The organism is Bosea vaviloviae, assembly GCF_001741865.1.
Lineage (GTDB): Bacteria > Pseudomonadota > Alphaproteobacteria > Rhizobiales > Beijerinckiaceae > Allobosea > Allobosea vaviloviae.
Genome location: NZ_CP017147.1, coordinates 536,359 through 555,012, shown reverse-complemented (window position 1 = coordinate 555,012; position 18,654 = coordinate 536,359). Strand labels below are relative to the sequence as shown.

At 65.0% G+C, this 18,654-nt stretch carries 23 protein-coding genes and 1 tRNA gene; 6 read left to right on the top strand and 18 right to left on the bottom strand.

From position 1 onward, the window contains the following. Positions 1-76 precede the first annotated feature (76 nt). The gene (locus tag BHK69_RS02630) at positions 77-979 is read left to right on the top strand and encodes an NAD(P)-dependent oxidoreductase (protein ID WP_069693317.1); all 903 of its coding nucleotides are present in this window, start codon (positions 77-79) and stop codon (positions 977-979) included. A gap of 8 nt (positions 980-987) precedes the next feature. On the opposite strand, the gene BHK69_RS02625 is transcribed toward BHK69_RS02630, so the two are convergent. After that, on the bottom strand, positions 988-2,076 hold the full coding sequence (locus tag BHK69_RS02625; RefSeq protein WP_083269083.1) for a LacI family DNA-binding transcriptional regulator: 1,089 nt from the start codon (positions 2,074-2,076) through the stop codon (positions 988-990). A gap of 103 nt (positions 2,077-2,179) precedes the next feature. Here BHK69_RS02625 and BHK69_RS02620 point away from each other — a divergent pair, with 103 nt between their 5' ends. Continuing rightward, a complete protein-coding gene (locus BHK69_RS02620; RefSeq protein ID WP_069688750.1) occupies positions 2,180-3,091 on the top strand; it encodes an NAD(P)-dependent oxidoreductase in 912 nt (303 codons plus the stop codon). Positions 3,092-3,114: 23 nt separating this feature from the next. Here the strand turns inward: BHK69_RS02620 and BHK69_RS02615 are convergent, their stop codons facing one another. Further along, positions 3,115-3,858 (bottom strand): aspartate/glutamate racemase family protein, encoded by a 744-nt coding sequence (locus tag BHK69_RS02615; RefSeq protein ID WP_069688749.1) that lies wholly within the window; start codon positions 3,856-3,858, stop codon positions 3,115-3,117. Here BHK69_RS02615 and BHK69_RS33015 point away from each other — a divergent pair. Beyond that, positions 3,784-4,431 carry a hypothetical protein gene (locus tag BHK69_RS33015; protein ID WP_244548579.1) on the top strand — a complete coding sequence of 216 codons (648 nt, stop codon included), beginning with the start codon at positions 3,784-3,786 and terminating at the stop codon, positions 4,429-4,431. The genes BHK69_RS02615 and BHK69_RS33015 overlap by 75 nt on opposite strands. 110 nt (positions 4,432-4,541) lie before the next feature. Here BHK69_RS33015 and BHK69_RS02605 read toward each other — a convergent pair whose 3' ends face one another. Together BHK69_RS02605 and BHK69_RS02600 are read right to left on the bottom strand one after the other, a co-directional pair. Further along, positions 4,542-4,844: a type II toxin-antitoxin system RelE/ParE family toxin gene (locus BHK69_RS02605; protein WP_069688747.1), complete on the bottom strand. Its 303-nt coding sequence runs from the start codon at positions 4,842-4,844 to the stop codon at positions 4,542-4,544. Next, positions 4,834-5,079 carry a type II toxin-antitoxin system ParD family antitoxin gene (locus BHK69_RS02600; RefSeq protein WP_069688746.1) on the bottom strand — a complete coding sequence of 82 codons (246 nt, stop codon included), beginning with the start codon at positions 5,077-5,079 and terminating at the stop codon, positions 4,834-4,836. The genes BHK69_RS02605 and BHK69_RS02600 overlap by 11 nt, the downstream gene beginning before the upstream one ends. Before the next feature lie 62 nt (positions 5,080-5,141). Between BHK69_RS02600 and BHK69_RS02595 the strand changes: the two genes are divergently transcribed. Further along, positions 5,142-5,492 carry a GNAT family N-acetyltransferase gene (locus BHK69_RS02595; RefSeq protein ID WP_083269082.1) on the top strand — a complete coding sequence of 117 codons (351 nt, stop codon included), beginning with the start codon at positions 5,142-5,144 and terminating at the stop codon, positions 5,490-5,492. A 441-nt stretch (positions 5,493-5,933) separates the two neighbouring features. Here BHK69_RS02595 and BHK69_RS02590 read toward each other — a convergent pair. After that, positions 5,934-6,018, bottom strand: a tRNA-Leu gene (locus BHK69_RS02590). A 129-nt stretch (positions 6,019-6,147) separates the two neighbouring features. Here BHK69_RS02590 and BHK69_RS02585 point away from each other — a divergent pair. Beyond that, complete coding sequence (locus BHK69_RS02585) at positions 6,148-6,759, top strand: YqaA family protein (protein WP_069688745.1); 612 nt, start codon at positions 6,148-6,150, stop codon at positions 6,757-6,759. Positions 6,760-6,769: 10 nt separating this feature from the next. Continuing rightward, entirely contained in the window at positions 6,770-7,294 is a 525-nt protein-coding gene (locus tag BHK69_RS02580) for a disulfide bond formation protein B (protein ID WP_069688744.1), read from the top strand. Between the two features lie 24 nt (positions 7,295-7,318). Here BHK69_RS02580 and BHK69_RS02575 read toward each other — a convergent pair whose 3' ends face one another. From BHK69_RS02575 to BHK69_RS02515, 13 genes are all read right to left on the bottom strand, one after another. Next, positions 7,319-8,533 carry an amidohydrolase gene (locus BHK69_RS02575; RefSeq protein ID WP_069693315.1) on the bottom strand — a complete coding sequence of 405 codons (1,215 nt, stop codon included), beginning with the start codon at positions 8,531-8,533 and terminating at the stop codon, positions 7,319-7,321. A gap of 85 nt (positions 8,534-8,618) precedes the next feature. Beyond that, positions 8,619-9,176 (bottom strand): HNH endonuclease, encoded by a 558-nt coding sequence (locus BHK69_RS02570; protein WP_069693314.1) that lies wholly within the window; start codon positions 9,174-9,176, stop codon positions 8,619-8,621. A 159-nt stretch (positions 9,177-9,335) separates the two neighbouring features. Continuing rightward, the gene (locus BHK69_RS02565) at positions 9,336-10,220 is read right to left on the bottom strand and encodes a 3-hydroxybutyryl-CoA dehydrogenase (protein WP_069693313.1); all 885 of its coding nucleotides are present in this window, start codon (positions 10,218-10,220) and stop codon (positions 9,336-9,338) included. A 150-nt stretch (positions 10,221-10,370) separates the two neighbouring features. Beyond that, a complete protein-coding gene (locus BHK69_RS02560; RefSeq protein WP_069688743.1) occupies positions 10,371-11,315 on the bottom strand; it encodes an electron transfer flavoprotein subunit alpha/FixB family protein in 945 nt (314 codons plus the stop codon). Next, the gene (locus tag BHK69_RS02555; RefSeq protein WP_069693312.1) at positions 11,315-12,064 is read right to left on the bottom strand and encodes an electron transfer flavoprotein subunit beta/FixA family protein; all 750 of its coding nucleotides are present in this window, start codon (positions 12,062-12,064) and stop codon (positions 11,315-11,317) included. Before BHK69_RS02555 ends, BHK69_RS02560 begins: the two co-directional genes overlap by 1 nt. Positions 12,065-12,219: 155 nt before the next feature. Next, positions 12,220-12,915, bottom strand: coding sequence for a rhomboid family intramembrane serine protease (locus BHK69_RS02550; protein WP_069688742.1), 696 nt, complete (start codon positions 12,913-12,915; stop codon positions 12,220-12,222). Positions 12,916-12,986: 71 nt separating this feature from the next. Then, the gene (locus tag BHK69_RS02545) at positions 12,987-13,568 is read right to left on the bottom strand and encodes a cob(I)yrinic acid a,c-diamide adenosyltransferase (protein WP_069688741.1); all 582 of its coding nucleotides are present in this window, start codon (positions 13,566-13,568) and stop codon (positions 12,987-12,989) included. 174 nt (positions 13,569-13,742) lie between these two features. Next, the gene (locus BHK69_RS02540; RefSeq protein ID WP_069688740.1) at positions 13,743-14,333 is read right to left on the bottom strand and encodes an acyloxyacyl hydrolase; all 591 of its coding nucleotides are present in this window, start codon (positions 14,331-14,333) and stop codon (positions 13,743-13,745) included. Between the two features lie 183 nt (positions 14,334-14,516). Then, a complete protein-coding gene (locus BHK69_RS02535; protein WP_069688739.1) occupies positions 14,517-14,705 on the bottom strand; it encodes a twin transmembrane helix small protein in 189 nt (62 codons plus the stop codon). A 41-nt stretch (positions 14,706-14,746) separates the two neighbouring features. Continuing rightward, on the bottom strand, positions 14,747-15,619 hold the full coding sequence (locus BHK69_RS02530) for an ABC transporter permease (protein WP_069688738.1): 873 nt from the start codon (positions 15,617-15,619) through the stop codon (positions 14,747-14,749). Then, positions 15,616-16,665, bottom strand: a complete 1,050-nt coding sequence (locus tag BHK69_RS02525; RefSeq protein ID WP_069688737.1) for an ABC transporter substrate-binding protein — start codon at positions 16,663-16,665, stop codon at positions 15,616-15,618. The genes BHK69_RS02530 and BHK69_RS02525 overlap by 4 nt, the downstream gene beginning before the upstream one ends. A gap of 30 nt (positions 16,666-16,695) precedes the next feature. Then, a complete protein-coding gene (locus BHK69_RS02520) occupies positions 16,696-17,754 on the bottom strand; it encodes an ABC transporter ATP-binding protein (protein ID WP_069688736.1) in 1,059 nt (352 codons plus the stop codon). A 5-nt stretch (positions 17,755-17,759) separates the two neighbouring features. Next, positions 17,760-18,578, bottom strand: coding sequence for an ABC transporter permease (locus tag BHK69_RS02515; protein ID WP_083269079.1), 819 nt, complete (start codon positions 18,576-18,578; stop codon positions 17,760-17,762). Positions 18,579-18,654: the final 76 nt, after the last annotated feature.

The following is an 18,654-nucleotide window of genomic DNA, read 5'->3' as shown; positions in this document are numbered from 1 at the left end:
ACTGCGCTCTCCGATGGATCCCGGGTCTGCGCTTCGCTTGCCCGGGATGACGGTGGAGCTGAAAGAGCCTTACCTGATGCCGACCACCCCCCTTTCCATCGCCTTCGTCGGGCTCGGCGCCATGGGCGCGCCGATGGCCGAGAACCTCATCAAACGGCAGTTCCGCGTCACCGGCTTCGATATGCGCGAAAGCGCGCGCGAGGCGCTGGTGGCCGCCGGGGGGCATGCCGCCGACAGCGCCAAGGCTGCGGCCTCCGGCGCCGATGCGCTGGTGCTGATGGTGGTGAACGCCGCCCAGGCGCGTGCGGTCCTGTTCGAGGCCGGCGCACTGGCCGCGCTCAGCGACGGTGCGGTCGTGATGCTGATGGCGACCTGCCCGCCCGGCGAAGTCGAGGCGATCGCGGCCGAGGTCGTCAGATCCGGCCGGCATTTCGTCGATTCGCCGGTCTCGGGCGGCGTGGTCGGGGCAAAGGCGGCGACGCTCTCGATCATGGTCGGCGCTCCCCAGGAAAGCTTCGACAAGGCCAGGCCCGTGCTCGACGCGATGGGCGACAAGGTCTTCCATGTCGGTGAGCGGCCGGGGCAGGGCGCGACGGTGAAGACGGTCAACCAGCTGCTCTGCGGCGTGCATATCGCTGTAGCCGCCGAGGCGCTGTCGCTCGCGGAAAAGGCCGGAATCGACGGGCGCGTATTGTTCGAGATCATGGGCGGTTCAGCGGCATCCTCCTGGATGCTCAGGGATCGCGGCCCTCGCATGCATGAGCCCGATCCGACTGTCGCCAGCGCCGTCGACATCTTCGTCAAGGATCTCGGCATCGTGCTCGATGCCGGGCGCGCCGCCAAGACGGCGCTGCCGCTGGCGGCCGCCGCTCACCAGATGTTCCTGGCGGCCTCGGGGCTGGGCCATGGCGCACGCGACGATTCGCAGGTGGTGCGGGCCTATCGCGCGCTCAACGCCAAGCCTGCGAATGATCCGTGAGACCAGGCTCAGCGCCTGGGCGGAGCGGTGGTGGCGCGCAGCACGAGCTCCGGCGTCAGCAGCAGGCGCCGCGTCGGGGCGTCGGGCTCGGCGATACGCTTGATCAGGAATTCCGCGGATTTGTGGCCCATCTCGGCCTGAAAATTCTTGATCGTCGTCAGGGCCGGATACCACTGCGCCGCCTCCTGAACATCGTCGCAGCCGATCAGCGAGAAATCGACGCCCGCTTCCAGCCCGCGATGGCGCAAGCCCATCATGGCGCCAAAGGCGGTCAGGTCGTTGAAGCAGACGGCGGCGGTCGGCGGGTCGTCGACGTCCAGGACCGCCTGGATGCCCTTGAGGCCGTTCTCGCGCGTGCCATAGGCGGAATAGACGATGGCCGGGTCGAGCGGCATGTCGTGCCGCGCCAGCGTCCCGCAATAGCCGGCATAACGGTTGCGGCCGGTCGAGATGCTTTGGCTCTCACTGAGGAAGGCGATGCGGCGGTGGCCGAGCGCGATCAGATGCTCCACGGCCAGGACCGTGCCCTGGCGGTCGTCGGAGCCGACGAAATCGAGGTCGAGCCCGATGATCTCGCGCGAGAGCTGGACGAGCGGCACGCCGGCCGCGATCAGATGGTCGAAGGCCTCGGGCGTGCTGCCGCCGGCTGCGCAGATGATCATGCCGTCGGGGCGATATTCCTTCAGCGTGGAGAGCACGCGGTCCTGGCGCTCCAGGCTCTCGGCATAGGTGCCAAGCAGGATCGAGCGGCCATGGGCGGTGGCCGTCTCCTCGATCGCGGCCAGCAATTCGGCGAAATACGGGTTGGTGATGTCGTGGAAGCCGACGCCCAGGATGTTGGTGCGGTCGGTCCGCAAGGAGGCGGCGCTGCGGTTGTAGCTATAGCCCATCTCGCGGGCGATCTGCTGGACGCGCAGACGCGTCGCCTCCGCGACCAGCGGAGAGCCGCGCAGCGCCAGCGAGACCGTCGCGGTCGAGACCGAGAGATGGTCGGCGATGATCTGCAGGGTGACGCGCCCGCGGCCGTTTGGGATGGCCGACGGGTTCGCGGTCCTGCCGGGGGGCGTCGTCTCGGGCGGGGGGCCTTTGCCGGTCATGCGCGCTTCTCCGGAAGCGGAATCAAGACCTAACAGCCTGTCCCGGGCCCGGCCATTCCGTCACTCGATCATGTCACTCTCATAGAAACAGGAGAAATTGAAGATGAGCGCAAGCAAAGAGTCCATCGGTTTCATCGGCGTCGGCCTGATGGGCCAGGGCATGGCCCGCAATCTGGTGGATAAGGGCTTCCCGCTGACCGTTATGGGCCACCGCAACCGCAAGCCGGTGGAGGCGCTGGTCGCGGCCGGCGCGAAGGAGGCGAGGACGCCGAAGGAACTGGCCGAGAACGCGACGATCATCTTCCTGTGCGTCACGGGCTCGGCCCAGGTCGAGGCCGTGGTGAACGGCCCCGATGGCATCGCGGCCGGAGCCAGGCCCGGGACCGTGATCGTCGATTGCTCGACCTCCGATCCGGGCGTCACGGTCCGGCTCGCGGCCGAGCTGGAAGCGAAGGGCCTGCATCTCGCGGATGCGCCGCTCGGCGGCACGCCGGCCCAAGCGGCGCTCGGACAGCTCTCGGCGATGGTCGGCGCCGCGCCTGAGGTGTTCGCGCGGATCAAGCCGGCCTGTGAGGCCTGGGCGCAAAAGGTCGTTCATCTCGGCCCGGTCGGCGACGGCCACAAGATGAAGCTGCTCAACAACTTCCTCTCGATGGGCTATGCCGCGATCTATTCGGAGGCGCTGACGCTGGCGCAGAAGATCGGCATCACGCCGCAGACTTTCGACAGCGTTTTGCGCGGCAGCCGGATGGATTGCGGCTTCTACCAGACCTTCATGCAGTATGTGCTGGAGCGCGACCGCGACGCCCACAAGTTCACGCTGGTCAACGCGCTGAAGGATGTTCGCTATCTCGAGAGCGTCGCGAATGCGGCAGGCGTGCCCAACCCGGTTGGCAATGCCGTGAAGAACGCCTTTGCATCGGCCGTCGCGGCAGGGAAGGGCGAGGATTACGTGCCGATGCTGTCGGACTGGATCGCCTCGCAGAACGGCATCTCGCTGGCTGGAAAGGGCTGAGCGTAAGGTCGCTCAGTCCTGGCTCAAGGCTTGAGCAGCAGGGCCGCCAGCCGCTCCGATAGCCCCTTGCTGCCGACCGGCGGCGGGAACGCCAGATCGCCGCTCTCGGGCTTGGCCGATGGCTCCCGCATCGCCGCGAGCACGGCGGCGATGCCGGTCTCGACCGAGCAGAAAACGGGAATGTCGACGAGGGGCTGGACGCGCGCGGCCAACCCGGCGAGCCCCGCTCCGCCGAGAATGACCGCACCGGCGCCGTCGCGCTGCGCGGTCTTGCGGCAGGCCGCCGCGAGGAGCGCGATCGAACCGTCCGGGTCGCGCGCGATGTCGGCTCCTGTCGGGGCGACGGTCTCGACGGCGGCGAGGCGCTCGCCGAGCCCCAGCATCGCGACGAATTCGTGCAGGATCGGCCCCCAACGCTCACCGCCGGTGACGATCGAGAAGCGACCGGCCTTTTGCGCGGCGGCCTTGCAGCTCGCCTCGGCCATGCCGATGACGGGTATGGGCGCCAGCTCCTTCAGCGCGAACAGGCCGGGATCGCCGAAGCAGGCGAGATAGACTGCATCGCAGCCCTCGCCATGCTCGGCATAGGCCTCGAGCGCGGCATGGGCGGCGATTGCGCCGGCGCTGCGGCTGGCGATGTACTGCGCTCCAAAGCGCCCGGTGGCGGCTTTCAGGGAGACGCCGGCCGGCAGATGCGGCGTGACGACGCGAACGACCAGATCGGTCATCTCCGGCATCGTGTTCGGATTGATCAGAAGGATGCGCAAGGTCGCTCCGGCCTGGAAAGCCGGCTGTGGTGCACTTCGAGGAAAAGAAGCGAACCGGCTTTTCGACGAATTAGCCGATTGGGAGCAGGTTTTAAAGGACACATCGTTGGCGCGGCCGAAGCCGCCGTCACCGTGAGACGGCGCGTATCTGGAAGAAGGCCGCGGGCATATGCTCTATCGCGGCCCGACAACTACAGGCTGCGCGATATCGAGCACCGTTCCGGCAAGATTTCGGTGATGGTGCGCGGTTTCAACGTCAACATGAATCAGGTCAATGGCTCGGGCGACAATTTGTCCGAACAGCCGCGCCCGCTTTTGCAGGTGGAAGATGTCCGCATCGCCACCGGCGTTGAATCCGCCCTGCTGGAATCCCGCGATCAGGGCTACTTCGTCGTCGATATGCCCAACTTCTGGGAACGGCGCGAAACGTCCGGCCTGCTCCGCGACGTCAACGACGAGCCGGACAAATATGACTGGATCAAACACGGATCGCGGACACTGCCCGCCCCGCGCTTGCAAGAAGATGATGACGACGCCGATATCCTGACCATTCTTCGGGAATTGCGGTCATGATGTCCCGTCTATCGGCAGGCGCGCCGCCAGCGTGGGCGGCGTAGCTGGTCAGGGTTGCGCAGCCGACCGCGCGGCATACAGGGCACCCGTCACTGCCCCGTCACGGCTCGTCAAAGGTGCCGGTTGGCGTCCATGCGCTGGTGGAGGATGCGGATAATGATGATCTCGCCGGTATCCACCTGCTTATAATAGAAGACATGCGAGCCGACGGCATATTTGAAGTAGCCTTCGCGGATGTCGACGGGACGGCCCTTTTTCGTGCCCGCCGCGATCCCGTCAAAAGCCGAGACGATATCGTTGTGGTATTTATCCGCCTGATCGGCTGACCATTCCCTGAAACTGTAAAGCCAGATTTCTTCAAGATCGGCTTCCGCGAGTGGGGAAAGCCAGTACCCACCGCGCCTACCGGACATGCCGTTCCCGCATCTTTTGCAGGAACGCGTCGTTGTCGAACGGGCGCGGCGCGCCGGATTCTTCTCCGGCGATTAGGGCATTTTGCAACGCCCTGACCTTGGCCTCATGCTCTTCGAGCAGTCGCAATCCTGCGCGCACGACATCGCTGGCCGACCCGTAGCGGCCTTCCTCGACTTGCGTGTCAATGAAGCGGGCGAAATGATCGCCAAGGGAAATAGACGTGTTGCGGGCCATGATGCATTTCCTTCTGTACCAAAATATACCAATATTTGGTAAAAATTCCAGAAGAATCTAGGATGCCGTTCTCCCGTACCGGCCAATCAAGGGGTGTAGGTACGGAAGATCGTCATTCGCTTCACCACCATGCCTCCCCGACGCAAAAGTGGGAAATCCCGTTCCTGCTGCTCGGACGCCTCGCCGTTGACAGGCAATGGCAGGGGCAAGGCTACGGGGATGCGCTGATCGTCCACGCCTTCAAGACAACCCGCGCAGCGGCGCAGCAAATCGGTATCCTCGGCATGATCGTCGATGCGAAGGACGAAAAAGCGGCGGGTTTCTATGAAGGGTTCGGGTTCCGGCGGTTGTCCGGAACGCAAAACCGTCTCGTCCTGCCGCTTTCTGCAATGGACCGCCTCCTGACAGACTGAAGGGAGAGATCGGTTACACAGCATGCGGAAAGGAGGATTCGAAGGTCATGCAGATCGGTAATGTCACATCGATCCTCTTTCCGCAGTGGACGATATATCGGCTTCCTGCGGCCTTTTATCCGACGTTTTTGCCTACGGCCCAGATGGGGGCAAGATCCGTCTGCCGCATGAGGCTGTCCATATCGTTCGGCAGTTCGGCTTGACGGGCGGTCGGTTCCGGCGCGGCATCCGGCCTTCGCCGAAAACTTATCGATCCGCCTTCGACTTCCTCGCAAGCCCTTGCAGGCTTTGGCATTCGCCACGCATCGAAGACCGCTGTGCGATGCTCAAACTCGTATTTTGCGGAGCGGCAACCCACGTGCGCGAAGAAGGCGATCGAACCGCCAAAATCTCCATGCCCCTTCAAAATGTTAGAAGGCATGAGAATGGCTGAAAAAGCTGTGGTGCCCCTGGCCGGAATCGAACCAGCACTCCTTGCGGAACTCGATTTTGAGTCGAGCGCGTCTACCAATTCCGCCACAGGGGCCCTTGCAGGCGGGCGGGACTATAGCGATCGAACGCGCGCGGTCAATGCATCTGCCGCACTGCATGAAATTGCATATCAGCTTGCGCAAACGCATGGACGAGTGAACGGCGCCACACTACTAAACCCGCCATGATCAAGCGCCTCTATGAATGGACCATGTCCCTCGCCGCCCGGCCGCGTGCCGAGCTCTGGCTCGCCGTGGTCGCCTTCATCGAGAGTTCGTTCTTCCTGATCCCCGCCGACGTGCTGTTCGTGCCGATGGCGCTGGCGCGGCCGGCCCGGGCCTATCGATTGGCCCTGGTTGCGACGGTTTTCTCCGTGCTCGGCGGCATTGCAGGCTATGCGATCGGCTATTACGCCTTTGAAGCGCTGGCGCGGCCGGTGCTCGCCTTCTACGGCAAGCTCGGCGCTTTCGAGACCCTGCGCGCCTGCGCCGGGCCCGACACCACGCTGATCCTGCTGACGACCTCGGGGCTGACGCATCTGCCGCCGATCAAGGTGGTGACGATCCTGGCCGGAGCGGTGCATATCGGCCTTGGCTTCTTCATCCTGTCCTGCGTGCTGGCGCGCGGCGCGCGCTTCTTTGCGCTCGCCTTCCTGCTGCGCCGTTTCGGCGAGACGATCCGCCATTTCATCGAACGTCGCTTGAAAGTGATCGCCGTCGTCGCGGCTGCATTGCTGATTGCGCTTTATTTCGGCCTCAAGCTGGTTGCAGGTTCGGGGCAGCTTCTCTCCTGCTGAGCGCCTTGCCATGACAAGTTCGACCCTCGACCGACCCAGCGCCGTCAGCTCGCTCTCTCCGGTTCGCGTGATTCTGCTGATCGGGCTCGGCTGCCTCGCCTTGATCGCAGGCGCCTGGTTCTTCGAGCTGGTCCTGGGCCTGCAGCCCTGCAAGCTCTGCCTCGAGCAGCGCCTGCCGCATTACGCTGCGATCGGGCTTGCCACTGCGGGGCTGGTGCTGGCGCGCTCGCTTCGGCTGCAATGGCTGGTGCTGCTCGGGCTCGCCGGCTTGATGGCGTGGAGCAGCTGGCTCGGTTTCCACCATGCCGGCGTCGAATGGGGCTGGTTTGCCGGCCCCACCGATTGCGCCGGCGCTGCGCCGACCGTTGCCGGCGTGCAGGACTTCATCAAGCAGCTGCAGACGGTGAAAGTCGTCTCCTGCACTGAAGCCGCCTGGCGCTTCCTGGGCCTGTCGCTGGCCGGCTGGAACGCGCTGGCTTCGCTCGTGCTGCTGGTCGCGGCCCTGTTCGGGCTGGCCCGGGCAAGGAGCGCCTGAGGCGCTCCTTGCAAGGTTCTTCGCTCAGGCGGCTGCGGCCTGCCAACCCTGGCCGAGTTCTTCGCTGACGACGTTGACCCAGTAGCGAACGCCGTCGGGGATGATGGCGTCGTTGAAATCATAGCGCGGCGTATGCAATCCGGCGAAGGAGCCGTCCGCGGCGACGCCATTGCCGATCCGCATGAAGGCGCCGGGCTTGACCTCCATCATCTCGGCGAAGTCCTCGCCGCCGGTGCCGGGCCTGATCGCGCCATTCACATTGGCCGCTCCGACCGAACTGGTCGCCGCCGCGACCGCGACCGCGACCTGATCGGGCTGGTTGAGCAAAGCGCGCGGTCCGCGATGATAGGAGGCCTCGGCGGTGCAGCCCCAGGCCTGCGCGGTGGCCTCGGCGATCTCGGCGATGCGGCGCTCTATCAAGGCGCGGATCTCGGGCGAATAGCTGCGGGCCGTGCCGCCGATTCTCAGTTCCGACGGAACCACATTGGAGGCTTCCGTCGAGCCGGAATGGATATAGCCGACGCTGATCACGGCGGTGTCGAGCGGCGGGACGTTGCGGCCGACGATACCCTGCAGGCCGAGCACGAAATGGGCCTGGGCATAGGTGATGTCGGTGGAGAGATGCGGCTGCGAGCCGCCATGACCGCCGACGCCGCGGAAGGTCACGGCCCAGCTGTCGGCCGCGGCCAGCATCGGGCCGTTGCAGGTGCCGAAATGCGCAACCGGCATGCCCGGCGTGTTGTGCAGGCCGTAGATCGCGTCGCAGGGAAAGCGCTCGAACAGCCCGTCCTTCAGCATCGCAACCGCCCCGCCACGGCCTTCCTCGGCCGGCTGGAAGATCAGGTGCAGCGTGCCACCGAAATCGGGATGGGCGGCGAGATAGCCGGCCGCGCCCAGCAGCATCGTGGTGTGGCCGTCATGGCCGCAAGCATGCATCTTGCCGGGATATTGCGAAGCATAGGGGAGGCCGGTCTCCTCGTTCAGCGCGAGGCAGTCCATGTCGGCGCGCAGGCCGACGGCGCGCTGGCCGGCCCTGCGGCCCCGGATGACGCCGACGACACCGGTGCCGCCGATGCCCTCGGTGACCTCCACGCCCCATTCACGCAGCTTGGCTGCGACCAGGGCGGAGGTGCGATGCTCCTCCAGGCCAAGCTCCGGATGGGCATGGATATCGCGCCTGATCGCGGTCAGTTCCGCATGGTGCTGATCGAGCCACTGGTCCAGAGCGGTATTGGTCATCGTCATCCTCGGCTTGATCAGCGGCGTCCGCGCGCCTGATTATGCCGTGGATACAAGACGTTGCCCGGCCAGCCGTCAAGCCGGCTCACGGCTCCAGCTCGGAATCCCAATAGAGATAATCCAGCCAGCTCTCATGCAGGTAATTCGGCGGGAAGAGCTTGCCGTTGCGGTGCAAATCATTGACCGTCGGTGCGTAGGGCTTCTGTGTCGGGAACATCTCGATCGCCGCTGGCATCTTGTCACCCTTGCGCAGATTGCAGGGCGAGCAGGCCGCGACGACGTTCTCCCAGGTGGTAAGGCCGCCTCTGGAGCGCGGCACGACATGGTCGAAGGTCAGATCCTCGCGCGAGGTGCAGTACTGGCAGGAGAAGCGGTCGCGCAGGAATACGTTGAAGCGCGTGAAGGCCGGCGTCCGCGACGGCTTGATATAGGTCTTCAGCGAGACGACCGAGGGCAGCTTCATGTTGAAGCTCGGGCTGCGCACCACGGTATCGTATTCGGAGACGATGTTGACGCGGTCCATGAAGACCGCCTTGATCGCGTCCTGCCAGCTCCACAGCGATAGGGGATAGTAGCTCAGAGGCCGGAAATCGGCATTGAGCACGAGTGCCGGACAACCGTCCGGCGACGCCATCGGATGCATCACATGCGCCGTCAAACCCGCCGCACCTCCGCTAATCGGAACGGGACGAATCCCGCCACTGATCAATGTAAGCGCGAGACGACAGGAATGTGAAGAGCCGGGGCGAATGGCAAGTGGCGAATTGCGAGTGGGATACCCATTAGCTATTCGCCATTCGCACTATCTTGTCGGAACCGGCTTCTCGCCGCGATAATCGTAGAAGCCGCGCTTGGTCTTGCGGCCGAGCCAGCCGGCCTCGACATATTTCACCAGCAGCGGGCAGGGGCGATATTTCGAGTCGGCAAGCCCGTCATGCAGCACCTGCATCACCGACAGGCAGGTGTCGAGGCCGATGAAATCGGCAAGCTGGAGCGGGCCCATCGGGTGATTCGCCCCGAGCTTCATCGCGGTGTCGATCGCGTCGACCGAGCCGACGCCCTCATAGAGCGTGTAGACGGCCTCGTTGATCATCGGCAGCAGGATGCGGTTGACGATGAAGGCCGGGAAATCCTCCGAGACTGAGACGGTCTTATGCAGCTTGCCGACGAACTCCTTGGCGAGTTCGAAGGTCTCGTCGTCGGTGGCGATGCCGCGAATCAGCTCGACGAGCTGCATCAGCGGCACGGGGTTCATGAAATGGATGCCGATGAAGCGCTCGGGCCGGTCCGTCGCCGCCGCCAGCCGCGTGATCGAGATCGAGGAGGTGTTGGAGGCCAGCATCGTCTCCGGCTTGATATGCTGGCAGACGGCGGTGAAGATCTTGCGCTTGGTTTCCTCGCTCTCGGTCGCGGCCTCGATGATGAGGTCGCAATCGCCGAGCCCCGACAGTTGCGGCGCGGCGAGGATCTTGGCCATGGCGTCGCGGCGAATCTCGTCACCGATCGCACCCTTGGCGACCTGGCGCGCCATGTTGCCGTCGATGGTGGCGAGCGCCGCCTTGATCCGGTCCTCGGCGAGATCGTGCAGCCGGACCTCGAACCCGGCCACGGCCGCGACATGGGCGATGCCGTTGCCCATCTGGCCTGCGCCGATGATGCCGATCGTCCTGATCGCCCTGTCCGACATGGTCTGATCCATCTTTGGTGGCACCGCTTCCACTTTGGAAGCCGGTGCGGGCCGCCTTGCGCGGCAGCCCGGTTGTCATGTGTTGGCCGGCGCCAGCCTGGTCGCCGGCTTCCTTGTCAATCTACTCGATCAATCGGCTTGCCGCGCTTGCTATTTGCCGATTTTGGCGAGCTCGGCTTCAAGCTCTGGCATGATCGTGAAGAGATCGCCAACCAGGCCGTAATCGGCGATCTGGAAGATCGGCGCCTCCTCGTCCTTGTTGATGGCGACGATGACCTTGCTATCCTTCATGCCGGCGAGATGCTGGATCGCGCCGGAGATGCCGACCGCGACATAGAGGTCGGGCGCCACGACCTTGCCGGTCTGGCCGACCTGCCAGTCATTGGGGGCGTAGCCGGCATCGACCGCGGCGCGCGAGGCGCCCATGGCCGCGCCCAGCCTGTCGGCGACTGGCTCGATCACCTTGGCGAAGTTCTCGGCCGACGCGAGCGCGCGCCCGCCGGAGACGATGATCTTGGCCGAGGCGAGCTCGGGGCGATCGGATTTGGCGACCTCCTCGCCCTTGAAGCTGGAAACGCCGGGATCGCCCACGGCGGAGATGGTCTCGACGCTGGCCGAGCCGCCTTCGCCCGTCGCCTGGAAGGAGGCGGTGCGGATCGTCATCAGCTTCTTGGCCTCGGCCGACTGCACGGTCTGGATGGCGTTGCCGGCATAGACCGGGCGCTCAAACGTGTCGGGCGAGACGATCTTCATCACATCCGAGATCTGCATCACGTCGAGCAAGGCAGCGACGCGGGGCAGCACATTCTTGCCACCGGTCGTCGAAGGCGCGACGACGGCGTCATAGCCCTCGGCGAGCTTGGCGACGAGCGCGGCGAGCGGCTCGGCAAGGCCGTGGCCGTAGATCGCGGCATCGGCCAGGAGCACCTTCTCGACGCCGTCGAGCTTGGCTGCCGCATCGGCCGCGCCCTTGGCGCCTTCACCGGCGACGAGGATATGGACGGGGGCGCCCAGCGCCTTGGCCGCGGTCAGCGCCTTGGCGGTCGCGTCCTTGATGGTGGCGTTGTCGTGTTCTGCAATCAGCAGCGTGGCCATCACAGCACTCCCGCTTCGTTCTTGAGCTTGGAAACCAGTTCGGCGACGGAGCCGACCTTGACGCCGGCTGAGCGGCCCGCCGGTTCGCGTGTGTTCAGCACCTTGAGACGGGGGCTCACATCGACGCCGAGCGCCTCGGCCGAGGTCTCGTCAAGCGGCTTCTTCTTGGCCTTCATGATGTTGGGCAGCGAGGCGTAGCGCGGCTCGTTCAGGCGAAGGTCGGTGGTGACGATCGCCGGCAGCTTGAGCGAAACCGTCTGCAGGCCGCCATCGACCTCGCGGGTGACATCGACCGCGCTGTCGGACAGCGCGACCTTCGAGGCGAAGGTGCCCTGGGGCCAGCCCAGCAGGGCCGCCAGCATCTGGCCGGTCTGGTTGCAATCGTCGTCGATCGCCTGCTTGCCGAGGATGACGAGCTGCGGGCTCTCCTGCTCGACCAGCTTCTTCAGGAGCTTGGCCACCGCCAGCGGCTCGACCACGCCGTCGACCTTGACCAGGATGCCGCGATCGGCGCCCATGGCTAAGCCCGTGCGGATCGTCTCGGCGGCTTGGGCTGGACCGATCGAGACCACGACGACCTCGGTCGCCTTGCCGGCTTCGCGCAGCCGCAACGCCTCTTCGACCGCGATCTCGTCGAAGGGATTCATCGACATTTTCACATTGGCAAGCTCGACGCCCGAGCCGTCCGCCTTCACGCGGATCTTCACGTTGTAGTCAACCACCCGCTTCACGGGCACAAGGATCTTCATCGTCAAATCACCGTTCGGGAGAGGTCAGTTGCGGGGCCGCGCCGCGTCAATCGGCGGGAAGGCGGCATCGCGGCTCTCGGCTGGAATGCGGAGGGACCGTAACGACGCCCGTTTGCGCTTGTCAACGCCGCAGGCGGGGCGTGCGAGAGCCGTCTTCACTTGCGTGCCGGGCGGCCGAACAGCGTCACGCCGCGATGGATGAAGATCGGCGTCAGTGCCGCACCGGCACCGAGCCCGCCGAGATGGGCCCACCAGCCGACATGGCCTTGCGGATCGAGAATGGCCGAGACGAACTGAAACAGGATCCAGCCGCTGAGCGCGTAGAGCGCCGTGATGTGCAGCGGGATCCAGTTGAAAGCCAGGCCCCAGATCCGGACGCGCGGATAGAGCATCAGATAGGAGGCGATCACGCCCGAGATCGCGCCGGATGCGCCGATCAATGGTTGGTCCGAGCCGGGGTTCATCAAGGCGTGTGTCAGCGAGCCGGCAAGCCCGCAGACGAAGAAGAACAGCAGGAAGCGCAGATGCCCCATGGCATCCTCGACATTGTCGCCGAAGACCCAGAGGAACAGCATGTTGCCGCCGAGATGGGCGAAGCTCGCATGCAGCAGGATGTTGCTGAACAAAGTCAGCCAGACCGGGGCCTGCAGCAGATCGGTGGGCAGTTGCGCCGTGCCGAACAACACGGATGGGATCAGCCCGAAGCCGGCTGCGACCGCGATCTGGTCGGAATCGCTTTCGCGCAGCCACATCAGCAGGAAGAGGCCCATGCAGGTCCCGACCAGGCCATAGGTGACATAGGGCGCGCGCATGAAGCGCAGCGGGACGCCATCATGCAGCGGCACGAACATCGATGCGTCCTGTCAAATGTCGCAGCGGGATTCTTATGAAGAACCGGCTTCCACTTTTTCGCATCGTGCCTCTAACGATTCTGGCCCGGCACCCAGAGCACGTCGCCCTGCGCCTTGGCATTGAGGAAGCGGGAGGCGACGAAGAGGAAATCGGAGAGGCGGTTGATGTATTTCAGGGCGGGGCCGGCGACGGCTTCGCCTTCGGTCTGGGCCAATTCAACCATCAATCGCTCGGCGCGGCGGCTCACCGTGCGCGCGAGGTGGAGATGAGTGGCGGCTGGCGTGCCGCCAGGCAGGACGAAGGAGCGCAATGGCTCCAGGGTGGCGTTGAGCTGGTCGATCTCGGCCTCGACCCGGTCGACCTGAACCTGCGCGATGCGCAGCGGCTCGAAGGCCAGTTTCGCGCCGGTGTCGGGGGTCGAGAGGTCGGCTCCGAGGTCGAACAGGTCGTTGCTGATGCGGCCGAGCATGGCGTCGACATCGGCATCCTCGGTTGCCGCATGCAGCCGGGCCATGCCGATGCAGGCATTGGTCTCGTCCACCGTGCCATAGGCTGCGACCCGCAGATCGAATTTCAGCCGGCGCGGCCCGGTGGTGAGCCCCGTCGTGCCGTCGTCGCCGGTGCGGGTGTAGATGCGGTTGAGCTTGACCATCGAGGCGTTATAGCGCGGCGCTGATCGAGCGAAAGGGCCTGCGCGCCGTTAGATCACGTCGCATTCGGACGGAACCGTCCGAATGTGAAAAACGTGATCGATTCCAGGAGTTCAGAGCATTGCTCTTGCGAAAAACCGGTGCCCACTTTTTCGCAGCAATGCTCCCGCCTGTTCTCAGAAGGTATAGCCGAGCTTGGCGCCGAAATTGGCCGGGCCGCGCGGCTTGTCGCGGTCGGAGCAGCCGGCCGTGCTGAAATGCTCCAGCGTCGCGACCAGGCTCCAGCGGTCGTTGAGCCTGAAGCCGAGCGCGGCGGCTTCGCGCGAGCCGCTGTTGCAGCCGACATTGAGGCGGTTCTCGGGAACGACGGCGCCGGTCTTGCCGTCATTGAGGGCGGCGCCCAGGCTGGCCTCGACGAAGACCGCCTTGGTCAGGTCGACGGTCCAGGTCGCGCCGGCATAGGCATAGCGCGTGCCGTTGAAATTGACGCTCGAACCGAGATGGAAGCGCGGCACGAAGGCAGCGGAGAAGCGGTCGTTCAAGGTCGCGACGCGCGGGGTGACCACCTCGCCGCTGAAGTTGAGCAGGCCGCTTTCGCGTCCGCCCGGATTGGCGGCGGCGGCGCCGATGCGCGCTTCCCATGAGAGCGGGGGTGTCTCGGTCGCCGGAGCGTAGTTGGAAACGCCGGCCGGGAGAGGCTGCGACTGCGCCCAAGCGGGGGCGGCGGCCATCATTCCGGCGAGGACCAGCAATGCAACGCGAACCATAGGAGACTTTTCTTGTTGTCGGCGGAACAGCGTTAGTGAAGCGCAGAGACTCGTGTCTGGAATATGGCGGGATTGCGGCATTTGCCATGTCTGAGCCGCGCCTGCCGAGACGAAGCGCCGTAAAATCAATCGCTTAGAAAAAGGCAAACAAAGCGGGGGACAGCGTCAGGCTCAGTGCCTGCGTCAGCCGCTGCGCCACCACATGATGCCGAGGATGACGAGGATCGCGATGAACTGCAGGACCACCCTGAGCCGCATCAGGTTCTGCGACGTGCTGGGGCTGCCGCCGCGCAGCATGTTGGCCAACCCGAGCAACAGGACGATCGCAACAGCGCCGACGGCGACGGGAACGAGAGAGGCGGACAGGTTCATAGGCGACACTTAGTGCGCCGCAGATCGCTTGGCCAGCCGCCTCAGCGATAGCGCCGCTGCACGATGAGATGAGCTGCGACCGTCAGCACGATCGTGGCGGTCATCAGGATGAAGGAGATCGCGCCGCCGAAGGGCCAGTTGTTCTGCTGCGCGAACTGGCCATAGACCAGCGGGCCCATCATCTGGAATTTCGGCCCGCCGAGCAGCACCGGCGTGGCATAGGCGTTCATCGCCAGGATGAAGGTCAGGATCGTGCCGGCCAGGATGCCGGGCAGGGCGAGCGGCCAGAGCACGCGGCGAAACATCGCGGCGGGGCCGGCGCCAAGGCTGAAGGCGGCTTCCTCGACATTGCGGGGAATGCCCTCGATCACGCTCTGCAGCGTCAGCACCATGAAGGGCAGGTTGACCGCGACGATGCCGATCAGCACGGCGTTTTCGGTGAACATGATCTCAAGGGGATGGTTGATCAGACCCAGCCCCATCAGCGAGGCGTTGAGCGCGCCCTTGCTGCCGAAGGCGGTCATCCAGCCAGCCGCGCGCACCGCATTGCCGACGAAGAGCGGCAGCACGACGAGCATGATCAGCAGGTTCTTGAAGCGGCTTTCCATGCGCGCCAGCACATAGGCCAGCGGGAAGCCCATGATCAGGCAGGCGACCGTACAGATCACGGCGACGCGCACCGTGCGCAGCAGCACGTTGAGGTAATAGCTGTCGGTGAAGAACTTGACGTAGTTCGCGATCGTCAGCCCATCGACCATGAACTGGCCGGGGATGAACTGGTTCAGCGAATAGCGGAACAGGATCGCGATCGGGCCCAAGAGCCCGATCGCGACGAAGATGGTCGCCGGCACGACAAGCGCGCCGGCAAGGCCGGTGCGGGCGCCCGCGACGGCTTCGGGAGCAGCAGTGCTCACGCCTTGAAGACCTTGTCCCACCACTCCTTCATGGCGGAATCGTTCTTGGCGAGGAAGGCGTAGTCGAGATCCTTGAGGCGCTTCTCTTCCTCGGGGGTGAAGCCGATGCGCTTCTGCAGATCGGGCGCGACATTGAGGCCGGTGACGGTGCCGTTATAGCCCATGTCGACGGCGAAGGCCTCCTGGGGCGCCTTCTCCAGCATCGCGTTCAAATAGGCGTAGGCGTTGTCCTTGTTGGGCGCGTTCTTCTGGATGACGAAGCCCGAGACATAGGCCGGGATGCCCTCGACGGGCGAGACCGCCTCGCAGGGGATGCCGGCGTTCTGCCACTGCACGACGCGTGCCTTCCAGATCGCGCTGATGCCGATCTCTTCGTTTTTCATCGCGGCGGCGAAGGCCTCGTTGGTTGGGTAGACGCGTCCGCCCGCCTTCTTCACCGCCATCAGGACCTCCTTGGCCTTGTCGAGGTCGTTCATGTCCTTGCCGCCGGTCGCGGCCATTGAGGCCGCGATGAAGATCGACTGGTACTGGATGTCGATGAAGCCGATCTTGTCGCCCCATTTCGGGTTGAGCCAATCCTTGAAGCCGGTCGGCGCGGGCGTGATCAGCTTCGGGTTGTAGATGACGACGTTGCCCGAATAAATGTGCCCGACGCCATAGGGGTACTTCATCGTCGGCAGCAGATTCTTGGCGTTGGGAATCTTGGAGTAGTCCAGCTGCTCCACGACGCCCGCCTCGTTCATCTCGAACATGTTGGCGGCCGAGAGGCCCTGCACATCGACGGTGCCGCGCGGCAGGCGCTTCTCAGCGGTCATCTTGGCGCGGCGCGGAGCGTCGCCCGCCTGGTCCTGCACAATCTCGATGCCTTTGGGTTTCAGGATCGGCTCGTCGATGTTCTTGGTCAGGAGGCGGGCATAGTCGCCGCCCCAGGTGCCGATCACGACCTTGCCGCCGGCTTGCGCAAAGGCGTGGTGGCTCATGGCCGGGGCCAGCGCCGCTGCGCCGGTCAGGCCTTTGATAACGGTCCGCCTATCGATCTTGGTCATGGTTGAAGTCCCCTGTTTTTGCCTGTTTGGTCAGGCTTCGCGCGGATAGACCAGCCCGGCATCCTGCGCCCAGCCGATCGTGATGGTCTCGCCCGGCTTGGGCTCGGCCAGGCCGGCCCGGTTCGGGATCTGCAGCAGCATGCGGTCATGCTCCGACAGGCTGACATGGATGTCGAGCAGCGCGCCGAGATAGGAAGCGTGCTCGACCTTGGCTTCGTAATGATTGGGGCAGCCCTGGGCTTCGCCGCCGACGGCGATCCGCTCGGGCCGCAAGGCGAGCGTGGCGGAACCCATGCCGGTCGCGGCAGCGCAGGCGATATCGAGCCCGCCCTTGGTGCGGAAGCGGCCATCGCCGGCGATCTCGCCATCGAGGAAGGCGCTGCGCCCGATGAAACCCGCGACGAAACGATCCGCGGGCTTCTCGTAGAGCTCGCGCTGGGTGCCGATCTGCCGGACTTTGCCCCTTTCCATGACGACCAGCCGGTCAGCCATGGTCAGCGCCTCTTCCTGGTCATGCGTGACCATGATGGTGGTGAGGCCGAGCTTGCGCTGCAGGTCGCGGATCTCGACGCGAACCTCCTGCCGGAGTTTGGCATCGAGATTGGAGAGCGGTTCGTCGAGCAGGAGCACGTCGGGCTCCATGGCGAGCGCGCGCGCCAGGGCGACACGCTGCTGCTGACCGCCGGAGAGCTGGCGCGGATAGCGTCCGTCGAAGCCGGTGAGCTGGACGAGCCGCAGCGCCTCTGCGACGCGCGTGCCGCGCTCGGCCTGCGCGACCTTGCGCATCTCCAGCCCGAAGGCGACGTTCTCCGCCACCGTCATATGCGGGAACAGCGCGTAGCTCTGGAAAACCAGGCCGCAATTGCGTTTCCAGGGCGGCAGCGTCGTGACCTCGCGCTTGCCGATGGTGAGCTTGCCTGAGCTGGGCGGCACGAAACCGGCGATCATGCGCAAGGTCGTGGTCTTGCCGCAGCCGGAGGGGCCGAGCAGGACGAGGAATTCGCCGCTGGCGATGTCGATGGTGACGTCGTCGACGACGGTGAGATCGCCATAGGATTTGTGGAGGTGCTGGATCGATAGTGGCTCCATATGATTCAGACCACCCGGCTCAGCTTGACGTAACGATCCGTGACGACCATCGCCACGGCGATCAGAACGATCTGGATCAACGAGGCCGCGGCCACGGTCGGATCGATCTTCCATTCCAGATATTGCAGGATCGCGATCGGCAGCGTGGTGCGCCCCGGTCCAACGAGAAACAGGCTCATTTCGAGGTTGCCGAAAGAGGTGACGAAGCCGAACAATCCGGCTGCGACGATGCCGGGCCTGATGCTGGGCAAGGTGACCCGCCAGAAGGTGGTGATCGGACCGGCGCCGAGGTTCTGCGCAGCCTCCTCGATGGTGCGGTCGAAGCCGGCGAGGCTTGCCGTGACGAGCCGGACGACCCAGGGAATAACCACGAGCGTATGGGCGGCGATCAGGCCGCCGAGCGAGCCCAGCACCGGCAGGCCCGTGGCGATTTCGGTCTCGATCTGGAAGACATAAAGCGCGGTGCCGAGCACGATGCCGGGCATCACCAGCGGCAGCAGCAGGAGCGTGTTGACGGCGGGGCCGAGTGTGATGCGGTGGCGCACCAGCGCCAGGCTCGCGGGCACGCCCAGCGCCAGCCCGATCAATGTCGCCAGGACGCCGACCTGGAGGCTGAGGATGAAGCCGTCAATGAAAGGCTTGTTATTGGCTGCGGCGGAGAACCATTTCAGCGAATAGCCCTCGGGCGGGAAGGAGGGAATCTCCTGCCGGAAGAAGGCGAGCCAGGTGACGAAGATCAGCGGCAGCAGGATGAAGCCGAGCGAGAGGCAGGCGGCTCCGTTGAGCGCGAGACGGCCAAAACTCGGGCGGGTGGCGGCGCTCAAGCCGGTGCTCCGCGACGAGGCCGAGCCGCTACGGGGGACTGCTGCGCGCAGCCTGCCGCAAGCTGTCTCTCCTGCA

What these genes read in the sequence shown, in the direction of transcription:
- BHK69_RS02630 (WP_069693317.1), top strand. Translation starts at nt 77, where the DNA reads ATGCCGACCACCCCCCTTTCCATCGCCTTCGTCGGGCTCGGCGCCATG.
- BHK69_RS02625 (WP_083269083.1), bottom strand. Translation starts at nt 2,076, where the DNA reads ATGACCGGCAAAGGCCCCCCGCCCGAGACGACGCCCCCCGGCAGGACC.
- BHK69_RS02620 (WP_069688750.1), top strand. Translation starts at nt 2,180, where the DNA reads ATGAGCGCAAGCAAAGAGTCCATCGGTTTCATCGGCGTCGGCCTGATG.
- BHK69_RS33015 (WP_244548579.1), top strand. Translation starts at nt 3,784, where the DNA reads ATGCGGCGTGACGACGCGAACGACCAGATCGGTCATCTCCGGCATCGT.
- BHK69_RS02605 (WP_069688747.1), bottom strand. Translation starts at nt 4,844, where the DNA reads ATGTCCGGTAGGCGCGGTGGGTACTGGCTTTCCCCACTCGCGGAAGCC.
- BHK69_RS02600 (WP_069688746.1), bottom strand. Translation starts at nt 5,079, where the DNA reads ATGGCCCGCAACACGTCTATTTCCCTTGGCGATCATTTCGCCCGCTTC.
- BHK69_RS02595 (WP_083269082.1), top strand. Translation starts at nt 5,142, where the DNA reads ATGCCGTTCTCCCGTACCGGCCAATCAAGGGGTGTAGGTACGGAAGAT.
- BHK69_RS02585 (WP_069688745.1), top strand. Translation starts at nt 6,148, where the DNA reads ATGATCAAGCGCCTCTATGAATGGACCATGTCCCTCGCCGCCCGGCCG.
- BHK69_RS02580 (WP_069688744.1), top strand. Translation starts at nt 6,770, where the DNA reads ATGACAAGTTCGACCCTCGACCGACCCAGCGCCGTCAGCTCGCTCTCT.
- BHK69_RS02575 (WP_069693315.1), bottom strand. Translation starts at nt 8,533, where the DNA reads ATGACCAATACCGCTCTGGACCAGTGGCTCGATCAGCACCATGCGGAA.
- BHK69_RS02570 (WP_069693314.1), bottom strand. Translation starts at nt 9,176, where the DNA reads ATGCATCCGATGGCGTCGCCGGACGGTTGTCCGGCACTCGTGCTCAAT.
- BHK69_RS02565 (WP_069693313.1), bottom strand. Translation starts at nt 10,220, where the DNA reads ATGTCGGACAGGGCGATCAGGACGATCGGCATCATCGGCGCAGGCCAG.
- BHK69_RS02560 (WP_069688743.1), bottom strand. Translation starts at nt 11,315, where the DNA reads ATGGCCACGCTGCTGATTGCAGAACACGACAACGCCACCATCAAGGAC.
- BHK69_RS02555 (WP_069693312.1), bottom strand. Translation starts at nt 12,064, where the DNA reads ATGAAGATCCTTGTGCCCGTGAAGCGGGTGGTTGACTACAACGTGAAG.
- BHK69_RS02550 (WP_069688742.1), bottom strand. Translation starts at nt 12,915, where the DNA reads ATGTTCGTGCCGCTGCATGATGGCGTCCCGCTGCGCTTCATGCGCGCG.
- BHK69_RS02545 (WP_069688741.1), bottom strand. Translation starts at nt 13,568, where the DNA reads ATGGTCAAGCTCAACCGCATCTACACCCGCACCGGCGACGACGGCACG.
- BHK69_RS02540 (WP_069688740.1), bottom strand. Translation starts at nt 14,333, where the DNA reads ATGGTTCGCGTTGCATTGCTGGTCCTCGCCGGAATGATGGCCGCCGCC.
- BHK69_RS02535 (WP_069688739.1), bottom strand. Translation starts at nt 14,705, where the DNA reads ATGAACCTGTCCGCCTCTCTCGTTCCCGTCGCCGTCGGCGCTGTTGCG.
- BHK69_RS02525 (WP_069688737.1), bottom strand. Translation starts at nt 16,665, where the DNA reads ATGACCAAGATCGATAGGCGGACCGTTATCAAAGGCCTGACCGGCGCA.
- BHK69_RS02520 (WP_069688736.1), bottom strand. Translation starts at nt 17,754, where the DNA reads ATGGAGCCACTATCGATCCAGCACCTCCACAAATCCTATGGCGATCTC.